The 19103-nt window shown below is 69.1% G+C and carries 16 protein-coding genes; 15 read left to right on the top strand and 1 reads right to left on the bottom strand.

All coding sequences use genetic code 11. The features are described from left to right. Nucleotides 1-174 precede the first annotated feature (174 nt). The 15 genes from MOJ79_RS01315 to MOJ79_RS01240 all read left to right on the top strand — a co-directional run bounded on the left by MOJ79_RS01315 (nt 175) and on the right by MOJ79_RS01240 (nt 18245). Complete coding sequence (locus tag MOJ79_RS01315) at nt 175-4926, top strand: glutamate synthase-related protein (protein WP_241922517.1); 4752 nt, start codon at nt 175-177, stop codon at nt 4924-4926. 24 nt (nt 4927-4950) lie between these two features. Next, on the top strand, nt 4951-6429 hold the full coding sequence (locus MOJ79_RS01310; RefSeq protein ID WP_241922516.1) for a glutamate synthase subunit beta: 1479 nt from the start codon (nt 4951-4953) through the stop codon (nt 6427-6429). 283 nt (nt 6430-6712) lie between these two features. Continuing rightward, entirely contained in the window at nt 6713-7192 is a 480-nt protein-coding gene (locus MOJ79_RS01300; protein ID WP_336606306.1) for a type IV pilin protein, read from the top strand. After that, nucleotides 7186-7797 (top strand): GspH/FimT family pseudopilin, encoded by a 612-nt coding sequence (locus tag MOJ79_RS01295; protein WP_241922515.1) that lies wholly within the window; start codon nt 7186-7188, stop codon nt 7795-7797. The genes MOJ79_RS01300 and MOJ79_RS01295 overlap by 7 nt, the downstream gene beginning before the upstream one ends. Before the next feature lie 13 nt (nt 7798-7810). Then, nucleotides 7811-8221: a type IV pilus modification protein PilV gene (gene pilV, locus MOJ79_RS01290; protein WP_241922514.1), complete on the top strand. Its 411-nt coding sequence runs from the start codon at nt 7811-7813 to the stop codon at nt 8219-8221. Between the two features lie 9 nt (nt 8222-8230). Next, entirely contained in the window at nt 8231-9340 is a 1110-nt protein-coding gene (locus tag MOJ79_RS01285) for a PilW family protein (RefSeq protein ID WP_241922513.1), read from the top strand. A 1-nt stretch (nt 9341) separates the two neighbouring features. After that, nucleotides 9342-10001: a pilus assembly PilX family protein gene (locus MOJ79_RS01280; protein WP_241922512.1), complete on the top strand. Its 660-nt coding sequence runs from the start codon at nt 9342-9344 to the stop codon at nt 9999-10001. 25 nt (nt 10002-10026) lie between these two features. Next, a complete protein-coding gene (locus MOJ79_RS01275; protein WP_241922511.1) occupies nt 10027-13335 on the top strand; it encodes a pilus assembly protein in 3309 nt (1102 codons plus the stop codon). Between the two features lie 164 nt (nt 13336-13499). Next, nucleotides 13500-14072 carry a hypothetical protein gene (locus tag MOJ79_RS01270; RefSeq protein ID WP_241922510.1) on the top strand — a complete coding sequence of 191 codons (573 nt, stop codon included), beginning with the start codon at nt 13500-13502 and terminating at the stop codon, nt 14070-14072. Between the two features lie 102 nt (nt 14073-14174). After that, complete coding sequence (locus MOJ79_RS01265; RefSeq protein ID WP_235823537.1) at nt 14175-14993, top strand: ABC transporter ATP-binding protein; 819 nt, start codon at nt 14175-14177, stop codon at nt 14991-14993. A gap of 26 nt (nt 14994-15019) precedes the next feature. Beyond that, nucleotides 15020-15781 carry a lipid asymmetry maintenance ABC transporter permease subunit MlaE gene (mlaE, locus tag MOJ79_RS01260; protein WP_259374268.1) on the top strand — a complete coding sequence of 254 codons (762 nt, stop codon included), beginning with the start codon at nt 15020-15022 and terminating at the stop codon, nt 15779-15781. A gap of 154 nt (nt 15782-15935) precedes the next feature. Further along, nucleotides 15936-16442: an outer membrane lipid asymmetry maintenance protein MlaD gene (gene mlaD / locus MOJ79_RS01255; RefSeq protein ID WP_241922509.1), complete on the top strand. Its 507-nt coding sequence runs from the start codon at nt 15936-15938 to the stop codon at nt 16440-16442. Next, on the top strand, nt 16439-17245 hold the full coding sequence (locus MOJ79_RS01250) for an MlaA family lipoprotein (RefSeq protein ID WP_241922508.1): 807 nt from the start codon (nt 16439-16441) through the stop codon (nt 17243-17245). Before mlaD ends, MOJ79_RS01250 begins: the two co-directional genes overlap by 4 nt. Nucleotides 17246-17313: 68 nt before the next feature. Then, nucleotides 17314-17925 carry an MlaC/ttg2D family ABC transporter substrate-binding protein gene (locus MOJ79_RS01245; protein WP_241922507.1) on the top strand — a complete coding sequence of 204 codons (612 nt, stop codon included), beginning with the start codon at nt 17314-17316 and terminating at the stop codon, nt 17923-17925. Beyond that, nucleotides 17925-18245, top strand: a complete 321-nt coding sequence (locus tag MOJ79_RS01240) for an STAS domain-containing protein (RefSeq protein WP_241922506.1) — start codon at nt 17925-17927, stop codon at nt 18243-18245. Before MOJ79_RS01245 ends, MOJ79_RS01240 begins: the two co-directional genes overlap by 1 nt. Here the strand turns inward: MOJ79_RS01240 and MOJ79_RS01235 are convergent. Beyond that, the gene (locus tag MOJ79_RS01235) at nt 18194-19096 is read right to left on the bottom strand and encodes an SIS domain-containing protein (protein ID WP_241922505.1); all 903 of its coding nucleotides are present in this window, start codon (nt 19094-19096) and stop codon (nt 18194-18196) included. The genes MOJ79_RS01240 and MOJ79_RS01235 overlap by 52 nt on opposite strands. Nucleotides 19097-19103: the final 7 nt, after the last annotated feature.

Raw genomic sequence — 19103 nt, 5'->3', positions numbered from 1 at the left:
GTTGGCGGGTCGAGCACGATCGTGCGTACCTGAGACCTCTCCGTCCCCAATTTATTGAATGATCAGGTGCGCTGCTTATTTAATAACTCCGACCCCATTTAATTTGGCTTGCGGTTCATGTTGCGCTGCATTAGGCTTGCGGACCCTGCCCGATCGCACCGAACGGAGGCTGCCATGCGTCACCTCAATGCCGGGGCCGATGCCCCGCTGTCCGCCGACGACGAACGCGCCGCGCTGGCGCGCGGCGGCCTGTACGACCCGGCGCACGAACACGACGCGTGCGGCGTCGGTTTCGTCGCCCACATCAAAGGTGAGCGCTCGCACCCGATCATCGAGCAGGGCCTGAAGATCCTCGAGAACCTCGACCACCGCGGCGCGGTGGGCGCCGACAAGCTGATGGGCGACGGCGCGGGCATCCTGATCCAGATCCCCGACGAGCTGTACCGTGCCGAGATGGCGGCGCGGGGCGTCGAGCTGCCGCCGCCGGGCGAGTACGGCGTCGGCATGATCTTCTTACCCAAGGAACACGCGTCGCGGCTGGCCTGCGAGCAGGAGCTCGAGCGCGCCGTCAAGGCCGAGGGCCAGGTGCTCCTCGGCTGGCGCGACGTGCCCGTCGACCGCGAGATGCCGATGAGCCCGGCGGTGCGCGCGAAGGAGCCGGTGATCCACCAGATCTTCATCGGCCGCGGCGCCGACGTCATCGTCCCCGACGCGCTCGAGCGCAAGCTGTACGTGATCCGCAAGACCGCGAGCGCCGCGATCCAGCGCCTGAAGCTCACGCACAGCCGCGAGTACTACGTGCCGAGCATGAGCTGCCGCACCGTCATCTACAAGGGGCTGCTGCTGGCGAACCAGGTCGGCCAGTACTACCGCGACCTGCAGGACCCGCGCGCCGTCTCGGCGCTCGCGCTCGTGCACCAGCGCTTCTCGACCAACACGTTCCCCGAGTGGCCGCTCGCGCACCCGTACCGGATGGTCGCGCACAACGGCGAGATCAACACCGTCAAGGGCAACTTCAACTGGATGCGCGCGCGCGAGGGCGTGATGAAGTCGCCCGTGCTCGGCGACGACCTGAAGAAGCTCTACCCGATCAGCTTCGAGGGCCAGAGCGACACCGCCACGTTCGACAACGCGCTCGAGCTGCTCGTGATGGCCGGCTACCCGCTCGCGCACGCGGCGATGATGATGATCCCCGAGGCCTGGGAGAACCACGAGCTGATGGACGAGCGCCGCCGCGCGTTCTACGAGTACCACGCGGCGATGATCGAGCCATGGGACGGTCCGGCGGCGATGGTCTTCACCGACGGCAAGCAGATCGGCGCGACGCTCGACCGCAACGGCCTGCGCCCCGCGCGCTACTGCGTGACCGACGACGACCTCGTCGTGATGGCCAGCGAGTCGGGCGTGCTGCCGATCCCCGAGAGCAAGATCGTCAAGAAGTGGCGGCTGCAGCCGGGCAAGATGTTCCTGATCGACTTCGAGCAGGGGCGCATCGTCGACGACGAGGAGCTGAAGAACCAGTTTGCGTCGGCGCGCCCGTACCGGCAGTGGATCGAGAACGTGCGCATCAAGCTCGACGACGTGCCGCACCCCGACAGCGCGCCGCTGCCGTTCACCGAGACGCTGCTCGACCGTCAGCAGGCATTCGGCTACACGCAGGAGGACCTCAAGTTCCTGATGAGCCCGATGGCCGCCGCCGGCGAGGAAGCGGTGGGCTCGATGGGCAACGATTCGCCGCTGGCGGTGCTGTCGGACCGCAGCAAGCCGCTGTACAACTACTTCAAGCAGCTGTTCGCGCAGGTCACGAACCCGCCGATCGACCCGATCCGCGAGGCGATCGTGATGAGCCTGAACAGCTTCATCGGGCCGAAGCCGAACCTGCTCGACATCAACGCCGTCAACCCGCCGATGCGGCTCGAGGTGTCGCAGCCGGTGCTCGACTTCGACGACATGGCGCGTCTGCGCGCGATCGAGAAGATCACGCACGGCAAGTTCAAGTCGTACGAGCTGAACATCGTCTACCCGCTGGCCTGGGGCTGCGAGGGCATCGAGGCCAAGCTCGCGTCGCTGTGCGCCGAGGCGCAGGACGCGCTGGCCAGCGGCCACAACATCCTGATCATCACCGACCGCCGCATGGACCGCGACCACGTCGCGATCCCGGCGCTGCTCGCGCTGTCGGCCGTCCACCACCACCTCGTGCGTGAGGGCCTGCGCACGACGGCCGGCCTCGTCGTCGAGACCGGCTCGGCGCGCGAGGTGCACCACTTCGCCGTGCTCGCCGGCTACGGCGCCGAGGCCGTGCACCCGTACCTCGCGCTCGAGACGCTGGTCGCGATGCACCAGGATCTGCCCGGCGACCTGAAGCCCGAGAAGGCGATCGCCAACTACATCAAGGCGGTCGGCAAGGGGCTGTCGAAGATCATGTCCAAGATGGGCATCAGCACGTACATGTCGTACTGCGGCGCCCAGATCTTCGAGGCCATCGGCCTGCAGAAAGAGTTCGTCGACAAGTACTTCCGCGGCACCGCGAGCCAGGTCGGCGGCATCGGCGTGTTCGAGGTCGCCGAAGAGGCGATCCGCCTGCACAAGGCCGCGTTCGGCAACGACCCGGTGCTCGCCCAGATGCTCGACGCTGGCGGCGAGTACGCCTGGCGCGTGCGCGGCGAGGAGCACATGTGGACGCCCGACGCGATCGCGAAGCTGCAGCACAGCACGCGTGCCGGCAAGTTCGAGACCTACAAGGAATACGCGCAGCTCATCAACGACCAGAGCCGCCGCCACATGACGCTGCGCGGCCTGTTCGAGTTCAAGCTCGACCCGAGCAAGGCCATCCCGATCGAAGAGGTCGAGCCCGCCAGCGAGATCGTCAAGCGCTTCGCCACCGGCGCGATGTCGCTCGGCTCGATCTCGACCGAGGCGCACACGACGCTCGCGATCGCGATGAACCGCATCGGCGGCAAGAGCAACACCGGCGAGGGCGGCGAGGATCCGGCGCGCTACCGCAACGAGCTCAAGGGCATCCCGATCAAGGCCGGCACCAAGGTCAGCGACGTGCTCGGCAAGCACGTCATCGAGGCCGACTACGAGCTCAAGGACGGCGACAGCCTGCGCTCGAAGATCAAGCAGGTGGCGTCGGGGCGCTTCGGCGTCACGACCGAGTACCTCGTCAGCGCCGACCAGATCCAGATCAAGATGGCGCAGGGCGCGAAGCCCGGCGAGGGTGGCCAGCTGCCTGGCGGCAAGGTCAGCGAGTACATCGGCTTCCTGCGCTACAGCGTGCCGGGCGTGGGCCTGATCAGCCCGCCGCCGCACCACGACATCTACTCGATCGAGGACCTCGCGCAGCTGATCCACGACCTGAAGAACGCGAACCCGCGCGCGTCGGTCAGCGTCAAGCTCGTCAGCGAGGTCGGCGTCGGCACGGTGGCCGCGGGGGTGGCCAAGTGCAAGGCCGACCACGTCGTGATCGCCGGCCACGACGGCGGCACTGGCGCGAGCCCGTGGAGCAGCATCAAGCACGCCGGCACGCCGTGGGAGCTGGGACTGGCCGAGACGCAGCAGACCCTGGTGCTCAACCGCCTGCGCGGGCGCATCCGCGTGCAGGCCGACGGCCAGATGAAGACCGGCCGCGACGTCGTGATCGGCGCGCTGCTCGGTGCCGACGAGTTCGGCTTCGCGACCGCGCCACTCGTCGTCGAGGGCTGCATCATGATGCGCAAGTGCCACCTCAATACCTGCCCGGTCGGGGTGGCGACGCAGGACCCGGTGCTGCGGCGCAAGTTCGCCGGCAAGCCCGAGCACGTCGTCAACTACTTCTTCTTCGTCGCCGAAGAGGCGCGCCAGATCATGGCGCAGCTGGGCATCCGCAAGTTCGACGACCTGATCGGCCGCTCGGACCTGCTCGACATGCGCAAGGGCATCGCGCACTGGAAGGCCAAGGGGCTGGACTTCAGCCGCATCTTCCACCAGCCCGACGTGCCGGCCGACGTGCCGCGCCACCACTGCGAGGCGCAGGACCACGGCCTCGAGAAGGCGCTCGACGTCAGGCTGATCGAGAAGTGCCGCCCCGCGATCGAGCGCGGCGAGAAGGTCCAGTTCATGGAGGAGGTGCGCAACGTCAACCGCAGCGTCGGCGCGATGCTGTCGGGCGAGCTGATCCGCCACCGCCCCGAGGGGCTGCCCGACCACACCATCTTCATCCAGATGGAAGGCACCGGCGGACAGAGCTTCGGCGCCTTCCTCGCGCCGGGCATCACGCTGTACCTGATCGGCGACGCCAACGACTACACCGGCAAGGGGCTGTCGGGCGGACGCATCGCGGTGCGTCCGTCGATCGAGTTCCGCGGCGACGCGACGAAGAACATCATCGTCGGCAACACCGTGCTCTACGGCGCGACCAGCGGCGAGGCCTTCTTCCGCGGCGTGGCCGGCGAGCGCTTCGCGGTGCGGCTGTCCGGGGCGACCGCCGTCGTCGAAGGCACCGGCGACCACGGCTGCGAGTACATGACGGGCGGCACCGTGGCCGTGCTCGGCAAGACCGGGCGCAACTTCGCCGCCGGCATGAGCGGCGGCATCGCCTACGTCTACGACGAGGACGGCCAGTTCGCCAAGCGCTGCAACACCAGCATGGTCGCGCTCGAGCGCGTGCTGCCCAGCGACGAGCAGAAGGCCGCGGGCGGCCCGCTGCACAAGGGCCAGACCGACGAGGCGCTGCTGAAGAAGCTGATCGAGGACCACCACAAGTGGACCGGCTCACTGCGCGCGCGCGAGATCCTCGACGACTGGGCCGCGGCGCGCGCGAAGTTCATCAAGGTCTTCCCGCACGAGTACAAGCGCGCGCTGACCGAGATGGGGGCGCGCGCCGAGACGGCGGCGACGATCGCCAAGGCCAAGGGCAGCGACACCAAGCCGGTGCCGGCCAAGTGAGGCGCTGACCACAGGAGAACGACGATGGGCAAGGTCACGGGTTTTCTGGAGTACGAGCGCCTCGAGGAGGGCTACGAGCCGGTGCCGCAGCGGCTCAAGACGTGGAAGGAGTTCGTCATCGGGCTCGCCGAGCCCGAGGCCAAGGTGCAGGCCGCGCGCTGCATGGACTGCGGCACGCCGTTCTGCAACAGCGGCTGCCCGGTCAACAACATCATCCCGGACTTCAACGACCTCGTGTACCGGGGCGACTGGAAGCACGCGATCGACGTGCTGCACTCGACGAACAACTTCCCCGAGTTCACCGGCCGCGTGTGCCCTGCGCCGTGCGAGGCGGCGTGCACGCTCAACATCAACGACGACCCGGTGGGCATCAAGTCGATCGAGCACGCGATCATCGACCGCGCGTGGGCCGAGGGCTGGGTCGTGCCGCAGCCGCCGAAGGCGAAGACGGGCAAGAAGGTCGCGATCGTCGGCTCGGGTCCGGCCGGGCTCGCGGCGGCGCAGCAGCTCGCGCGCGCCGGCCACGACGTGACCGTGTTCGAGAAGAACGACCGCATCGGCGGGCTGCTGCGCTACGGCATCCCCGACTTCAAGATGGAGAAGTCGCACATCGACCGCCGCCTCGAGCAGATGAAGGCCGAGGGCGTGGCGTTCCGCCCCGGCGTGCTCGTCGGCGAGTTGCCCGCGGGCAGCAAGGTCACGAACTGGGCGAAGGAGACGGTCCGCCCCGAGCAGCTGCTCGCCGAGTTCGACGCCGTGCTGCTGGCCGGCGGCGCCGAGAACAGCCGCGACCTGCCGGTGCCCGGGCGCGAGCTCGACGGCATCCACTTCGCGATGGAGTTCCTGCCCCAGCAGAACAAGGTCGTCGCCGGTGACAAGGTCAAAGGCCAGATCCGTGCCGACGGCAAGCACGTGATCGTGATCGGCGGCGGCGACACCGGCAGCGACTGCGTGGGCACCAGCAACCGTCACGGCGCGGCCAGCGTCACGCAGTTCGAGCTGATGCCGATGCCGCCCGAGCACGAGGACAAGCCGCTGACCTGGCCGTACTGGCCGTACAAGCTGCGCACCTCGTCGAGCCACGAGGAGGGCTGCCAGCGCGAGTTCGCGATCGCGACCAAGGAGTTCATCGGCGGCACCGGCAAGGACAAGGGCCGCGTCGTGGGCCTGAAGACGGTGCACGTGCAGTGGCAGGGCGGCAAGATGGTCGAGGTGCCGGGCACCGAGAAGGTCTGGAAGGCCGACCTCGTGCTGCTCGCGATGGGCTTCGTCGGCCCGGTGGGCACCGTGCTCGACGCGTTCGGCGTCGAGAAGGACAACCGCGGCAACGCGAAGGCCACGACCGAGGCCGCCGGCGGCTACGCGACCAACGTGCCCAAGGTCTTCGCTGCCGGCGACATGCGCCGCGGCCAGAGCCTCGTCGTGTGGGCGATCCGCGAAGGCCGCCAGGCGGCGCGCGCCGTCGACGAGTTCCTGATGGGCACGAGCGACCTGCCTCGCTGAACCCGCCAAGCCGCGCGATGCGCGCGGCGGGCCGTTTCGACGCCGCCCTCGTGGCGGCGTTTGTCGTTCGATGCGCTGCCGCCAGTCGTCCTGAACGCGCCGTTCGTCGACGGGGGTTTCGTCGCGTCGCCCCGGCGCGACGCCCACCGATGACCGCTCGTCGGCGCCTGCGCTGCCGCCCGTCGCCATAGCGCAGTTGGGCCGTTTTCGCTGCCCAATTTCTCACACAGCGCGGCGTTCGCCGTCGGCACTCTGCCGCCCAACTCAACGAAGGAGGTGTGCGGTGCACGTGCCTCGATTTCCATTTACGGGCGGCTGTCGGCGGGCCGCGCTGCGGTGTCGGCAGGCCGGCTTCACGCTGATCGAAGTGATGATCGCCGTGGCTGTCGTCGCGATCCTGGCCAGCATCGCGGTGCCCTCGTACCAGGACTACGTGCGACGCGGCCAGCTGCCCGAAGCGTTCGCGGCGCTGGCGGATGCACGCGTGAAGATGGAGCAGTACTACCAGGACAACCGCAACTACGGCACCGGAACCAAATGCGCCGGTGACGCGGCCTGGACCAAAGCCAAGGGCAAGCGCTTCGAGATCAGCTGTGCGCTGAGCGACGCCGGGCAGGGCTACACCGTCACGGCCACCGGCTACGACGGCGCCGTCTCCGGCCACGTCTACACGATCGACCACAACAACGCGCAGCGGACGACCAAGTTCAAGGGCAGCGCCGTGGACAAGTCCTGCTGGCTGGCGAGGGGCAACGAATGCTGAGCGGCCGCGGCCGGCCGGCGGCCGGCTTCACCGTGATCGAGCTGATGGTGACCATCACCGTGCTCGCGCTGCTGCTGATGGCGGTGGCGCCGAGCGTCGGTGCGTGGATCGCCAACACGCAGATCCGCAATGCGGCCACGTCGATCCAGATGGGCCTGCAGCGCGCGCGCAGCGAGGCGCTGCGACGCAACACGCCGGTGCGCTTCACGCTCGTGTCGCTGACCAACGCCGCCGTGATGGACGACAGCTGTGCGCCCTCGGACAGCGGCGTGTCGTGGGTCGTGAGCCTCGACGACCCGACCGGCGATTGCGGCACGGCGCCGTCGGACACGGCCGCGCCGCGCATCGTCGAAACGCATGCGGGCGGCGTCGGCGGCGGGCGGTTCACGGTCGCCGCCACGACGAGCGGCGGTGACGAGGCCAGCTCCGTCACGTTCAACGGTTTCGGCCGCGTCGTCGGCACCGACGGCATCGGCGTGATCGACATCGATCACGTCGAGCCGGGCGCCGACTACCGCGCGCTGCGCCTGGTCATCGGCCTGGGCGGCACCGTCCGCATGTGCGACCCGGCGGTCACCAGCGCCGACGACCCCCGCAAGTGCTGACAAGGAGATCGACGTGAAGGCCCAACGTGTTCCGCGGCGCCTCGGCCAGACCGGCGTCGCACTGATCGAAGTGCTGGTCGCGCTGATTATCCTCGCGTTCGGCATTCTCGGTGTCGTCGGCCTGCAGGCGTCGATGACGCGCGCGCAGACCTCGTCGACGTTCCGTGCCGAGGCGGCGTTTCTCGCGCAGCGCCTGATCGGCGACATGTGGGCCGACCGCGCCAACCTGGCCGGCTACGACACGTCGGCATGCGAGGCGGCCTGCGAAGACTACCTGCGTCTCGTCGCTGCGCGGCTGCCGCGCGGCGAGTCGACCGTCACCGTCAACACCGCGACGGGGGCTGTGACGATCGAGATCCGCTGGACGCCGCCCGGTGAGGACACCAACCGATTCACGACGGCGACGGCGATCACCAACAGCTGAGAGCCCACCATGACGCTGAACGATTCCGCCGCGCCGTCTCTGGTCCGCCAGCGTGGCGTCACCCTGGTCGAGCTGATGGTCGCGCTGGCGCTTGGTCTGATCGTGACGCTGGTCGTCTCCCAGATCATGTCGTTCTCCGAAGGCCAGAAGCGCATCACGACCGGCGGTGCCGACGCGCAGGTCAACGGCGCGCTGGCGCTGTACACGCTGCAGCGTGAGATCCAGATGGCGGGCTACGGCCTGACGATGGACCGGGACGTGCTGGGCTGCCCGATCAAGACCAAGCATGCGACGGCTGGCAGCGCCACGTGGACGCTCGCGCCAGTCATGATCACCGACGGTGCCGATGGCGCACCCGACACGATCTCGCTGCTGACCGCCGAGCGCGCGTACTCGATCCCGCTGTCGGTGTCGGTCGATCACCCGAAGACCGGCGACCGCTTCGTCGTGCGCTCCGTCGTCGGCGTCGCCAAGGGCGACGTGCTGATCGCCGTGCCCGAGCTCTTCAGCGCCAGCAACCACTGCACGCTGTTCGGCGTCACCGACATCGCAGGCACCAACCAGCTGGTGCACGCCGCCGGCTCGACAGGCGTGGCCGTGTGGAACCAGGACGGCGGCGCGTCGATCTTCCCCGACGCCGGCTATCCCGCCGGCACGCTGCTCGTGAACGCCGGGCAGATCGTCAACCGCGTCTTCGAGGTGGGTGGCCAGAGCCTGCGTCAGCGCACGCTGAACACGGCTTCGGGCGGCGCCGACGTGCAGGACCTGTTTCCGCAGATCGTCAACCTGCAGGCGCTGTACGGCAAGGACACCGACGGCAACGGCGTCGTCGACAGCTACGACAACGTCACGCCGACGACCAACGCCGGCTGGCGCCAGGTGCTCGCCGTGCGCCTGGCCGTCGTCGCGCGCAGCGCGACATACCAGAAAGAAGAAGTGACCACCGCCGAGCCGCGGTGGGACGTCGGCACGGCCATTCCCGTCGCCGGCGCCAGCGACTGCGGTGACAGCAAGTGCCTCACGCTGAAGATCGACGGACTCGTGGCCGACTGGAAGCACTACCGCTACTCGGTGTACGAGGTCGTCGCACCGCTGCGCAACATGCTGTGGGGGGTCTGAGATGGCACGCCATCGCCTCGTTCGACGCCTGCGCCAGCGCGGCGTCTCTCTGATCTTCGCGCTGCTGTCGCTGGTGGTGATCTCGCTGGCCGCCGTCGCGCTCGTGCGTTCGGTCGACACGAGCTCGCTCGTCATCGGCAACCTCGGCTTCAAGCAGGACGCCACCGCGGCGGCCAGCCAGGCGGCCGAGCAGGCCATCGCGTGGTTGTGGACCAATCGTGGGGAGACGCTGCACAGCGACCACGCCGATGCGGGTTACTACGCCGCCAGCCGCGACGCGCTCGACCCGACCGGCCAGCGCTCCGGCGCCGCGACCCGTGCCGTCGTCGACTGGAACGACGACGACTGCGACTCGTACCCGAGCGGCAGCTTCGCCGTGTGCGTCGAACCGTCGGGCGAGATCTCGCTCAACGGCGGCGCCAACCGCGCGCGCTACGTGATCACGCGCCTGTGTGCGACGGAGGGCAGCCCCGCGACGGTCGACTGCGCATTCCCGGTCGGCACCGCGCTCAGCGGTGGCGGCAACAAGGGCGAGATCAACGCCAAGAGCCCCGAGCGACTGAACGCGGTGGGGTCGAGCCAGCAGTACTACCGCATCGTCGTGCGTGCGCTCAGCGCGCGCGGAACGACTTCGTTCACCGAGACGATCGTCCAGCTCTGACCCCGAGGATGCAGGGAGCACAACGATGAAGGACTTCGATCACCTCCAGCGCCTGGCGCGCCACGGCCTCGCGGCGGCCGTGCTCGCGGCCTCGACCTGGGCCGGCGCCTCGAGCGACCTCGCCGACGTGCCGCTGGGCACGATGACCGACGGCACCGCGGTGCGGTCGAACCTGATGTTCATCCTCGACGACTCGGGCAGCATGGGGTGGGACTTCCTACCTGACACCATGAACGTCGAAAACGTCTGCTTCGGCGTCGCGAGCCGCAACCGTGTCTTCTACGACCCGAGCAAGACCTATTTGCCACCCATCAAGGCCGATGGCACACCGTACCCCAACGCGAGCTTCACCGCTGCATACGTCGATGGTTACCTTCAGTCTGGTACCACGAGGAACCTCAGCAATCTCAACAACCTGAACACGCCATCGATCGATCACGATGGCAATTCGAAAACAGTCAAAACGAAGTTCTACTGGGCCACCCTGAAGCCAGGACAGACGCACAACTGCGACGACCCCAAACGCTACGACATCAAGACCGGCGGCTTGACCGACGCAGAAAAGCAGAACTACGCGAACTGGTATTCGTACTACCGCACCCGCATGCTCGCGATGCGGGCCGGGGTCGGGCGCGCGTTCGCAGCGATCGATGCCAGCCGGTTCCGCGTCGGCTATTCGACGATCAGCGAGACCGGCGTGGCGGACAACAGCCGCTTCCTCAACATCAAGGAGTTCGACGCGGGCACGCACAAGCAGGACTTCTTCGACCGTCTGTATGCGGCACAGCCTAGCGGTTGGACGCCGCTGCGTCCGGCTCTCGAGAAAGCGGGGCGGTACTTCGCAAAGAAGGTTGACAATCAGACCGTCGACCCGATGCAGTACTCCTGCCAGCGAAATTACACAATCCTGTCGACCGACGGCTACTGGAACACGAACGCTGAAGGGAACTACCGAAGCGGGTATGTGCCGTGGAAGCTCGACAACACCGCGCTCGGCAACGTCGATGCGGGCAGCTCGGTGCCGCGCCCGATGCGTGACGAAGTCGGGGGTGGCGGTGTGGGCAACACGCTGGCCGACATTGCCTACTACTTCTACAACACTGACCTGCGCTCGCCGGCGCTGGGCAACTGCAGCGGCGCCGTCACAGGTCAGGACGTGTGCGAGAACAACGTGCCCGACGGCATTCTGCGCCCGCCGGCGCTGTCGATGCTCAGCGACACCGCGAAGCACCAGCACATGACGACGTTCACGATCGGTCTGGGCGTCAGCGGGACACTCGCGTTCGACCCGAACTACGAGAGCCAGACCAGTGGCGATTTCTACGACCTGCGCCAGGGCAACAAGGTGTGGCCGAATCCGATCACCAACACGGGGGCCGAACGCATCGACGACCTGTGGCACGCCGCCGTCAACGGTCGAGGGACGTACTACAGCGCGAACGATGCGGCACAGCTCGCGCAGAACCTGACCGATGCGATGAAGAAGATCGAGGCCATCGTCGGCAGCGCATCGGCGGCGGCCACGAGCTCGCTGACGCCGTCGTCGGGCGACGACTGGCTGTTCGTGCCGCTGTACTCCACCAAGACCTGGGACGGCACCGTCAACGCGTTCAAGATCAACACCGCCACCGGCGAGAAGACGTCGGAGACGCCGCTGTGGTCGGCGTCGGACCGCATCAGTACGCAGAGTTCGCGCACGATCTACTTCCGCAGCGGCGGCAGCCTCGTGTCCTTCGAGTACGGCAACCTCAGCAGCGCGCAAAAGGGCTATTTCGACGGCCTGTGCGCCAGCGGCGCCGAAAAACTGACGCAGTGCGCGTCGCTCAGCGCCACTGCCAAGGCCAAGGTGACGGGCACCAACGTCGTCAACTACCTGCGCGGCGTCAAGACCTACGAGACCAGCGCCACGGCGACGGACGACCAGCTGTTCCGCAAGCGCGACACGCCGCTGGGCGACATCGTCAACGGCGCGCCGGTCTACGTGAAAAAGCCGCCGTTCAAGTACACGGACGATGGCTACGCCGACTTCGTGGCTGCCAACGCGGGGCGGCAGGCCGTGCTGTACGTAGGCGCGAACGACGGCATGCTGCACGCGATCAAGGTCGATACGGTCGAGAACGGCGGCGGCACCGAGCTGTGGGCCTATGTGCCGTCGATGGTGATGCCCCACATGCACGTCCTCGCCGACACCGCGTACGAATCGAAGCACCGCTTCTACGTCGACGGGGCGCCCGTCGTGGCCGACGTGCAGGACGCGGACGGCAACTGGCGCACGATCCTGGTCGGCGGCCTCGGCAAAGGCGGGCGCGGGTACTACGCGCTGGACGTCACGAACCCGACCAGTCCGAAGTCGCTGTGGGAGTACACCGACGAGGACCTGGGCTTCACCTACGGCAACCCCGTCGTGGCGAAGAACAAGGACGGCCGCTGGATCGTCGCCTTCTCGTCGGGCTACAACAACGTGAGCCCGGGTGACGGCAAGGGCTACCTGTACGTGCTCGACGCCGTCACGGGCGACAAGATCAAAAAGATCGGCACCGGCGTCGGCAGCACGTCCGCGCCGAGCAACCTGGGCAAGATCAATGCCTGGGTCGACGACCAGAGCGACAACGTGGCGCTGCGCATCTATGGCGCCGACATGCTGGGCAACGTGTGGCGCTTCGACTTCGACGACAACCTCAGTGGCGACGACGCGTTCCTGCTAGGGACCACCGGCGCGGGACAGCCGATCACGACCAAGCCGGTGCTGTCGGAAGTCGTGGCCGGCGCCTACAAGTACGCCGTCGTCACGGTGGCCACCGGCCGCTACCTGGGGCTGAGCGACATCGGCGACGACACGGTGCAGTCGATCTACTCGTTCAAGGACGACCTGTCGACGACCGGGCTGGGCAATCTGCGCAGCAACCCCGGCATGGTCAAGCAGACGCTCAAGAGCGACCGCAGCGGCCTGGACAGCCCGGCGACGGTGACCTGGGCGTCGCACAAGGGCTGGTACATCGACCTGTCGCTCAGCGAGGGCGAGCGCGTCAACGTCGACTTCGACCAGCAGATGAACCAGCTGATCGTCGCCTCGAACATCCCGAAGCCGTCGGTGTGTTCGCCCGGCGGCACGTCGTGGCTGTACTACTTCGACATCGCGAACGGGAAGGTGCTGCTGACTTACGAGGGCAGTACGCTGGTCGCGGGCATCACGACGATCCTCAGTTCGACCGGCAAGCTGATCACGCTGGTGCAGGGTGTCGACGGCAGGAACACGCCGCGTCAAGGCGCCGAGCCGTCGAGCACGCCGTCGGGCACGCTGCGCCGCACCTCGTGGCGCGAACTGGTCGACTGACGCGCCCGAGGGATCTTCCCGTCGTGAGGGGGGCGCTGTGGGCCTGCGTGGGCCTGTCGGTCGCGCTGCACGGCGCGGCCGGCTGGCTGCTCCGCAGCGGGCCCGGTGGTGACAGTGCCGACACGGCTGTGCCCATGCCTGCGGCGGCCGTACGGTTGCGCGTCTTGCCCGTGCCGCCGGCTGCGGTAGAGGCTGTCGCGCAGGCCGCGGTGTCGGGCGCGCCGACGTCGGTGGCCGAGGTGCCGTCGCAGCCCGCTGACGCCGAGCCGATGCCGCGCGTGGCGCCGCTGGCGCCCGAGGCCGCAGGCTTCGAGGCGGCGGCCTCGCCGCCGGGGGGCGCCGGTCCCGCCGACGGCGCCGGGCTGGCCGCCGCGGCCGACGAGCTGGACCTTTTCGTCCCCCGCCCGTTGCTGACAGTGCCGCCGCGCCCGCAGGGCGACGTCGTGCTCGACTATCCCGCTGCCGGCCCTGCGTTCGGCCGCTTCACCGGTGTGATCGCGCTCTACATCGACGAGCACGGCGTCGTGCGCCACGTGCAGGCCGAGGACGACGCGCTGCCGCCGGCGCTGATGCAGGCCGCGCGCGAGGCCTTCGTGAACCTGCGCTTCGAGCCGGGGCGGCTGGACGAGCGCGTGGTGCGCTCGCGCATCCGCGTCGAGGTGCTGTTCGAGAGTCGGCCGCTGGTGGCGCCGGACAACGGCGGTCCCATCGCCGCCGCGCCGGCGGGCTCCCCGTAGCGCTGCGCAAGTCTGCCCGCGGCGTGTGACAATCGCGCGCGCCGAGACTCACCGCTTCTCGCCGGCCGTGGCCGCCGTGCCGCGCCCGGCGCTTCCTGGCGCTTGGACTCCACCCCCTTCATCGAGATCGACCATGTGTCGTTCGGCTACGACGCCAGCCGTCTGATCCTGAACGACGTCACGCTGCGCTTCCCGCGCGGCAAGGTCACGTCGATCCTCGGCGGCTCGGGCTGCGGCAAGACGACGCTGCTGCGGCTGATCGGCGGCATCCACGGCGCCACGCGCGGGCGCGTCGTGTTCGACGGCGAGGTCGTCGACGCGAAGAACCGCAAGCAGCTGCAGGCGCTGCGCCGGCGGCTGGGGATGCTGTTCCAGTTCGGCGCGCTGTTCACCGACCTGTCGGTGTTCGAGAACGTCGCGTTCCCGCTGCGCGAGCACACCGACCTGGCCGAGCCGCTGATCCGCGACATCGTGCTGATGAAGCTCAACGCGGTGGGCCTGCGCGGTGCGGCCGGGCTGCGCATCTCGGAGGTCTCGGGCGGCATGGCGCGGCGCATCGCGCTGGCGCGCGCGATCGCGCTCGACCCCGAGCTGATCATGTACGACGAGCCGTTCGCCGGGCTCGACCTGATCTCGATGGGCGTGGCGGCCAACCTGATCCGCAAGTTGAACGACACGACCGGCGCCACGTCGCTCGTCGTCTCGCACGACGTGCCCGAGTGCATGGCGATCAGCGACTACGTGATCCTGATGACGGCGCCCGGCGGGCGCGTCGTCGCGCAGGGCACGCCGCAGCAGCTGATGGATTCGACCGATCCCGAGGTGCGCCAGTTCGTGCGCGGCGAGCCCGACGGGCCGGTCAAGTTCCACTACCCCGCGCCGCCGCTCGCGCAGGACCTCGGGCTGGAGCCGCGGCCGTGAGCGCGTTCGTCGAGTTCGTCACGCGTCTGGGCGAGCGCACGCTGCACGTGCTGCGCAGCTTCGGCCACGCGGCGCTGTTCTTCGTCGACCTGCTGCGCGCGCTGCCGGCGTCGCTGCGGCGCTTCTGGCTCGTCGTCGTGCAGGTGCACGCGATCGGCAACCTGTCGCTGCTGATCATCCTGGCCTCGGGGCTGGCGGTGGGCTTCGTGCTCGCGCTGCAGATGTACTACGCACTGGTGCGCTACGGCGCCACCGAGTCGCTCGGGCTGATCGTCAACCTGTCGCTCGTGCGCGAGCTCGGGCCGGTGGTGACGGCGCTGCTGTTCGCCGGCCGTGCCGGCACGTCGCTGACGGCCGAGATCGGGCTGATGAAGGCCGGCGAGCAGATCGCCGCGATGGAGATGATGGCCATCGACCCGCGCGAGCGCGTGCTCGCGCCGCGCTTCCTCGCCGGCGTGTTCTCGATGCCGCTGTTGGCGGTGTTGTTCTCGTCGATCGGCATCCTCGGTGCGTGGCTCGTCGCGGTCGGGCTGATCGGGCTGGACGGCGGCAACTTCTGGTCGACGATGCAAAACGGCGTCGACGTCTGGGACGACGTCGGCAACGGCCTCGTCAAGAGCTTCGTGTTCGGCATCATCTGCACCGCCGTGGCGCTGTACCAGGGCTACGAGACCGAGGCGACGCCCGAGGGCGTGGCCTACGCGACGACGCGCACGGTGGTGATCTCGTCGCTGTCGGTGCTGGGGATGGACTTCATCCTCACGGCGCTGATGTTCTCGACGCCATGACGCCGATCACCCACCGTGGACCGCGTCCGCCCGGTGCCGGCGGCGCAGCGGCCCAGCCGGATCGGCGGCGCCGCCTGCAAGGCGTGGCAGCCCAGCGCTGCACACGCGACGCGCAAAACGTGTAGAACTGACACCCTACAGAAGAAAGATCGGCATGGGCAAGAAAGGCATCGAGACCCTCGTCGGCGGCTTCGTGCTGCTGGGCATCGTCGGGCTCGTGTTCCTGTCGCTGCAGGCGGCCAACCTGACGAGCTTCTTCGAGCAGCGCAACACCTACGAGCTGCAGGCGCGCTTCGACAACATCGGCGGCCTGAAGCCGCGCGCACCGGTGCGCAGCGCAGGCGTCACGGTCGGCCGCGTCACGTCGATCCGCCTCGACCCGAAGACCTTCGAAGGCGTCGTCACGATGGCGATCGACACCGGCGTCAAGTTCCCGCGCGACTCGTCGGCCAAGATCCTCACCTCGGGCCTGCTCGGCGACCAGTACGTCGGCATCGAGCCCGGCGGCGACGACGCCGACTTCAAGCCCGGCGAGCGCATCGCGCAGACGCAAGGCGCCGTCGTGCTCGAGAACCTGATCGGGCAGTTCCTCTTCAGTCGGGCGGCCGAGTCGGGCAGCGGCGGCAGCGGTAGCGGCAGCGGTGGCGCCAGTCGGCCATGAGCAGGCGTGCCCGCACCACGGCCGCTGCCGTCGCACTCGCGGCGGCGCTCGGCGGCTGCGCCAGCGTGCCGCCGGCGGGCGCCGGCGCGGCGCCGCCGCCTTCGCCACAGGATCCGTGGGAGCGCTGGAACCGCGGTGTGTTCGCGTTCAACGAGGCGCTCGACGAGGCGATCGTCGCACCGGTGGCGCGCGGCTACCGCGACGTCGTGCCCGAGCTGGTGCGCACCTGGGTCGGCAACTTCTTCGGCCACATCGGCGATGCGTGGTCGGCGGTCAACCACCTGCTCCAGGGCAAGCCCGCCGACGCGGTGCACATGGGCATGCGCTTCGGGCTGAACACGGTGTTCGGCTTCGCCGGCCTCATCGACATCGCCAGCAGCGCCAACCTCGAGCGGCGCAGCGAGGACTTCGGCCAGACGCTCGGCCGCTGGGGGCTCGGGCCGGGGCCTTACGTCGTGCTGCCGCTGCTCGGGCCGTCGACGCTGCGGGACACGGCCGGCCTCGTCGCCGACGCACAGGCCTCGGCCGAGATGCTGGTGTTCAGCCATGCGAGCGACCGCACGGCCGCGACGGTGCTCGACGTCGTGCACCGCCGCAGCACGCTGCTCGGCGCCACGCAGCTGCTCGGCGAGGTCGCGCTCGACCGCTACCAGTTCGTGCGCGACGCGTACCTGCAGCGCCGGCGCAACCTGGTCTACGACGGCAACCCGCCGCCGCAGGACAACGGCTTCGACTACGACGAGGACAACGGCGCCATCGACGGCAGCGCGCCCACGCCGCCGGCCGCTGCGCCTGCCAAGTGAACGCCGCGCCGCGGCGCGGGTCGAAGGCGTGCAGCGAGAATCCGGTCTGCACTGAAAGGAATCCGCCCATGTGGAAGACGCTGTTCACCCGTTTGGCGCTCGTGCTCGGTCTGGTGGCCGGCGGCGCCGCGCAGGCGCAGGCCACGACGCCCGACGCGCTGATCCAGAAGCTGTCGGAGGAGGTCATCGCCGCCGTCAAGGCCGACCCGGCGATCCAGGCCGGCGACATCAACAAAATCATCGCGCTCGTCGACACCAAGGTGATGCCGCACGTCAACTTCCAGAAGATGACGGCGTCGGCCGTCGGCCGCCACTGGCGCAGCGCGACGCCCGAGCAGCGCGAGCGGCTGCAGGCCGAGTTCAAGACGCTGCTGGTGCGCACCTACTCGGGCGCGCTGAGCGAGGTGCGGGACCAGAACGTCGTGCTGCGGCCGTTCCGCGCCGCGCCGACCGACACCGACGTCGTCGTGCAGACCGAGGTGCGCGGCCGCGGCGACCCGATCCAGCTCGACTACCGCCTCGAGAAGGTCGGCGACACCTGGAAGATCTACGACGTGAACGTGCTCGGCGTGTGGCTGGTGCAGCAGTACCGCACGAGCTTCAACCAGGAGATCGCGCAAGTCGGCATCGATGGGCTGATCGCGCGCCTGGCCGAGCGCAACAAGGCTGCCAAGAGCTGATGGCCGGCCCCGCCGCCACCGCGGCCGGTGCGGCCGCCGCGCTGCCGGCCACGCTGACGCACCGCGAGGCCACGGCGACGCTGGCCTCGCTGGCCGCGGCCTTCGGCTCGCCGGGGGCCGGCGAAGTGCGCCTCGACGCGTCGGCGCTGCGCCAGTTCGACACCTCGGCGATCGCCGTGCTGCTCGAGTGCCGCCGCCTGGCGCAGCAGCGCGGGCGGACGCTGCGCATCGACGGCCTGCCCGCGCCGCTGCTCGAGCTGGCGCGGCTCTACGGCGTCGAGGAACTGCTCACTTCGGGGCGCGCGTCGTCGGCGACGTAGCGCGTCGCGCGCAGGTTCTTCTTGATCTCCTGCAGCAGCGGGCGCAGCGCCGCGCTGCCCAGCCGCAGCGCGACGCCGGTGGCCAGCACGTCGATGATCACGAGGTGCAGCAGACGCGACACCATCGGGCTGTAGCGGTCGTGGTCTTCCGGGTGGTCGGCGGCGAGCAGGATCTGCCGCTCGCCGGTCGCGGTGGCGGCCAGCGGCGAGCCGCTGGCGGTCACGAGCACCGTCGTCGCGCCGTGCCGGCGCGCGATCTCGGCCACGTCGAGCAGGTCGCGGCTGCGCCCCGAGTTGCTGATCAGCACCGCGACGTCGCCGGGCTGCAGCATCGTCGCGCTCATCACCTGCACGTGGCCGTCGCTGACCGCGGCCGCGTGCACGCCGAGGCGGAAGAACTTGTGCTGCGCGTCGAGCGCGACGATGCCCGAGTTGCCGACGCCGTAGAACTCGATGCGCCGCCCCTGGCGGCCCGCGTCGGCCAGCGCGGCGATCGCGCGCTCGAACGCGTGGGCGGCGGCCTGGTTGCGGTAGCGCAGCAGTGCCGCGACGGTGTTGTCGACGATCTTGACGACGAGGTCGGCGGGCTTGTCGTCGTCGTCGACGGCCACGTGCACGAACGGCACGCCCTCGTTGACGGTGCCGGCGAGCTTGCGCTTGAAGTCGGCCAGCCCGTCGTAGCCGACACGGCGGCAGAAGCGCACCACCGTCGGCTTGCTGACGCCGGCGCGTGCGGCCAGCGCCGCAACGGGCTGCGTCGCGAAGGCACGCGCGTCGTCGAGCACGAGCTGCGCGACGCGCCGCTCGGCCGGCGACAGCGCCGGCAGCGATGCGCGGATGCGCTCGAGCATCAGCGCG

This window comes from Calidifontimicrobium sp. SYSU G02091, from assembly GCF_022631395.1.
In the GTDB taxonomy this organism is placed as follows: domain Bacteria; phylum Pseudomonadota; class Gammaproteobacteria; order Burkholderiales; family Burkholderiaceae_C; genus Calidifontimicrobium; species Calidifontimicrobium sediminis.
The sequence above is the reverse complement of the archived record's forward strand: the minus strand, read 5'-3'. Positions and strand labels throughout refer to the sequence as shown.

What these genes read in the sequence shown, in the direction of transcription:
- MOJ79_RS01315 (WP_241922517.1), top strand. Translation starts at nt 175, where the DNA reads ATGCGTCACCTCAATGCCGGGGCCGATGCCCCGCTGTCCGCCGACGAC.
- MOJ79_RS01310 (WP_241922516.1), top strand. Translation starts at nt 4,951, where the DNA reads ATGGGCAAGGTCACGGGTTTTCTGGAGTACGAGCGCCTCGAGGAGGGC.
- MOJ79_RS01295 (WP_241922515.1), top strand. Translation starts at nt 7,186, where the DNA reads ATGCTGAGCGGCCGCGGCCGGCCGGCGGCCGGCTTCACCGTGATCGAG.
- MOJ79_RS01285 (WP_241922513.1), top strand. Translation starts at nt 8,231, where the DNA reads ATGACGCTGAACGATTCCGCCGCGCCGTCTCTGGTCCGCCAGCGTGGC.
- MOJ79_RS01280 (WP_241922512.1), top strand. Translation starts at nt 9,342, where the DNA reads ATGGCACGCCATCGCCTCGTTCGACGCCTGCGCCAGCGCGGCGTCTCT.
- MOJ79_RS01275 (WP_241922511.1), top strand. Translation starts at nt 10,027, where the DNA reads ATGAAGGACTTCGATCACCTCCAGCGCCTGGCGCGCCACGGCCTCGCG.
- mlaD (WP_241922509.1), top strand. Translation starts at nt 15,936, where the DNA reads ATGGGCAAGAAAGGCATCGAGACCCTCGTCGGCGGCTTCGTGCTGCTG.
- MOJ79_RS01250 (WP_241922508.1), top strand. Translation starts at nt 16,439, where the DNA reads ATGAGCAGGCGTGCCCGCACCACGGCCGCTGCCGTCGCACTCGCGGCG.
- MOJ79_RS01245 (WP_241922507.1), top strand. Translation starts at nt 17,314, where the DNA reads ATGTGGAAGACGCTGTTCACCCGTTTGGCGCTCGTGCTCGGTCTGGTG.
- MOJ79_RS01240 (WP_241922506.1), top strand. Translation starts at nt 17,925, where the DNA reads ATGGCCGGCCCCGCCGCCACCGCGGCCGGTGCGGCCGCCGCGCTGCCG.
- MOJ79_RS01235 (WP_241922505.1), bottom strand. Translation starts at nt 19,096, where the DNA reads ATGCTCGAGCGCATCCGCGCATCGCTGCCGGCGCTGTCGCCGGCCGAG.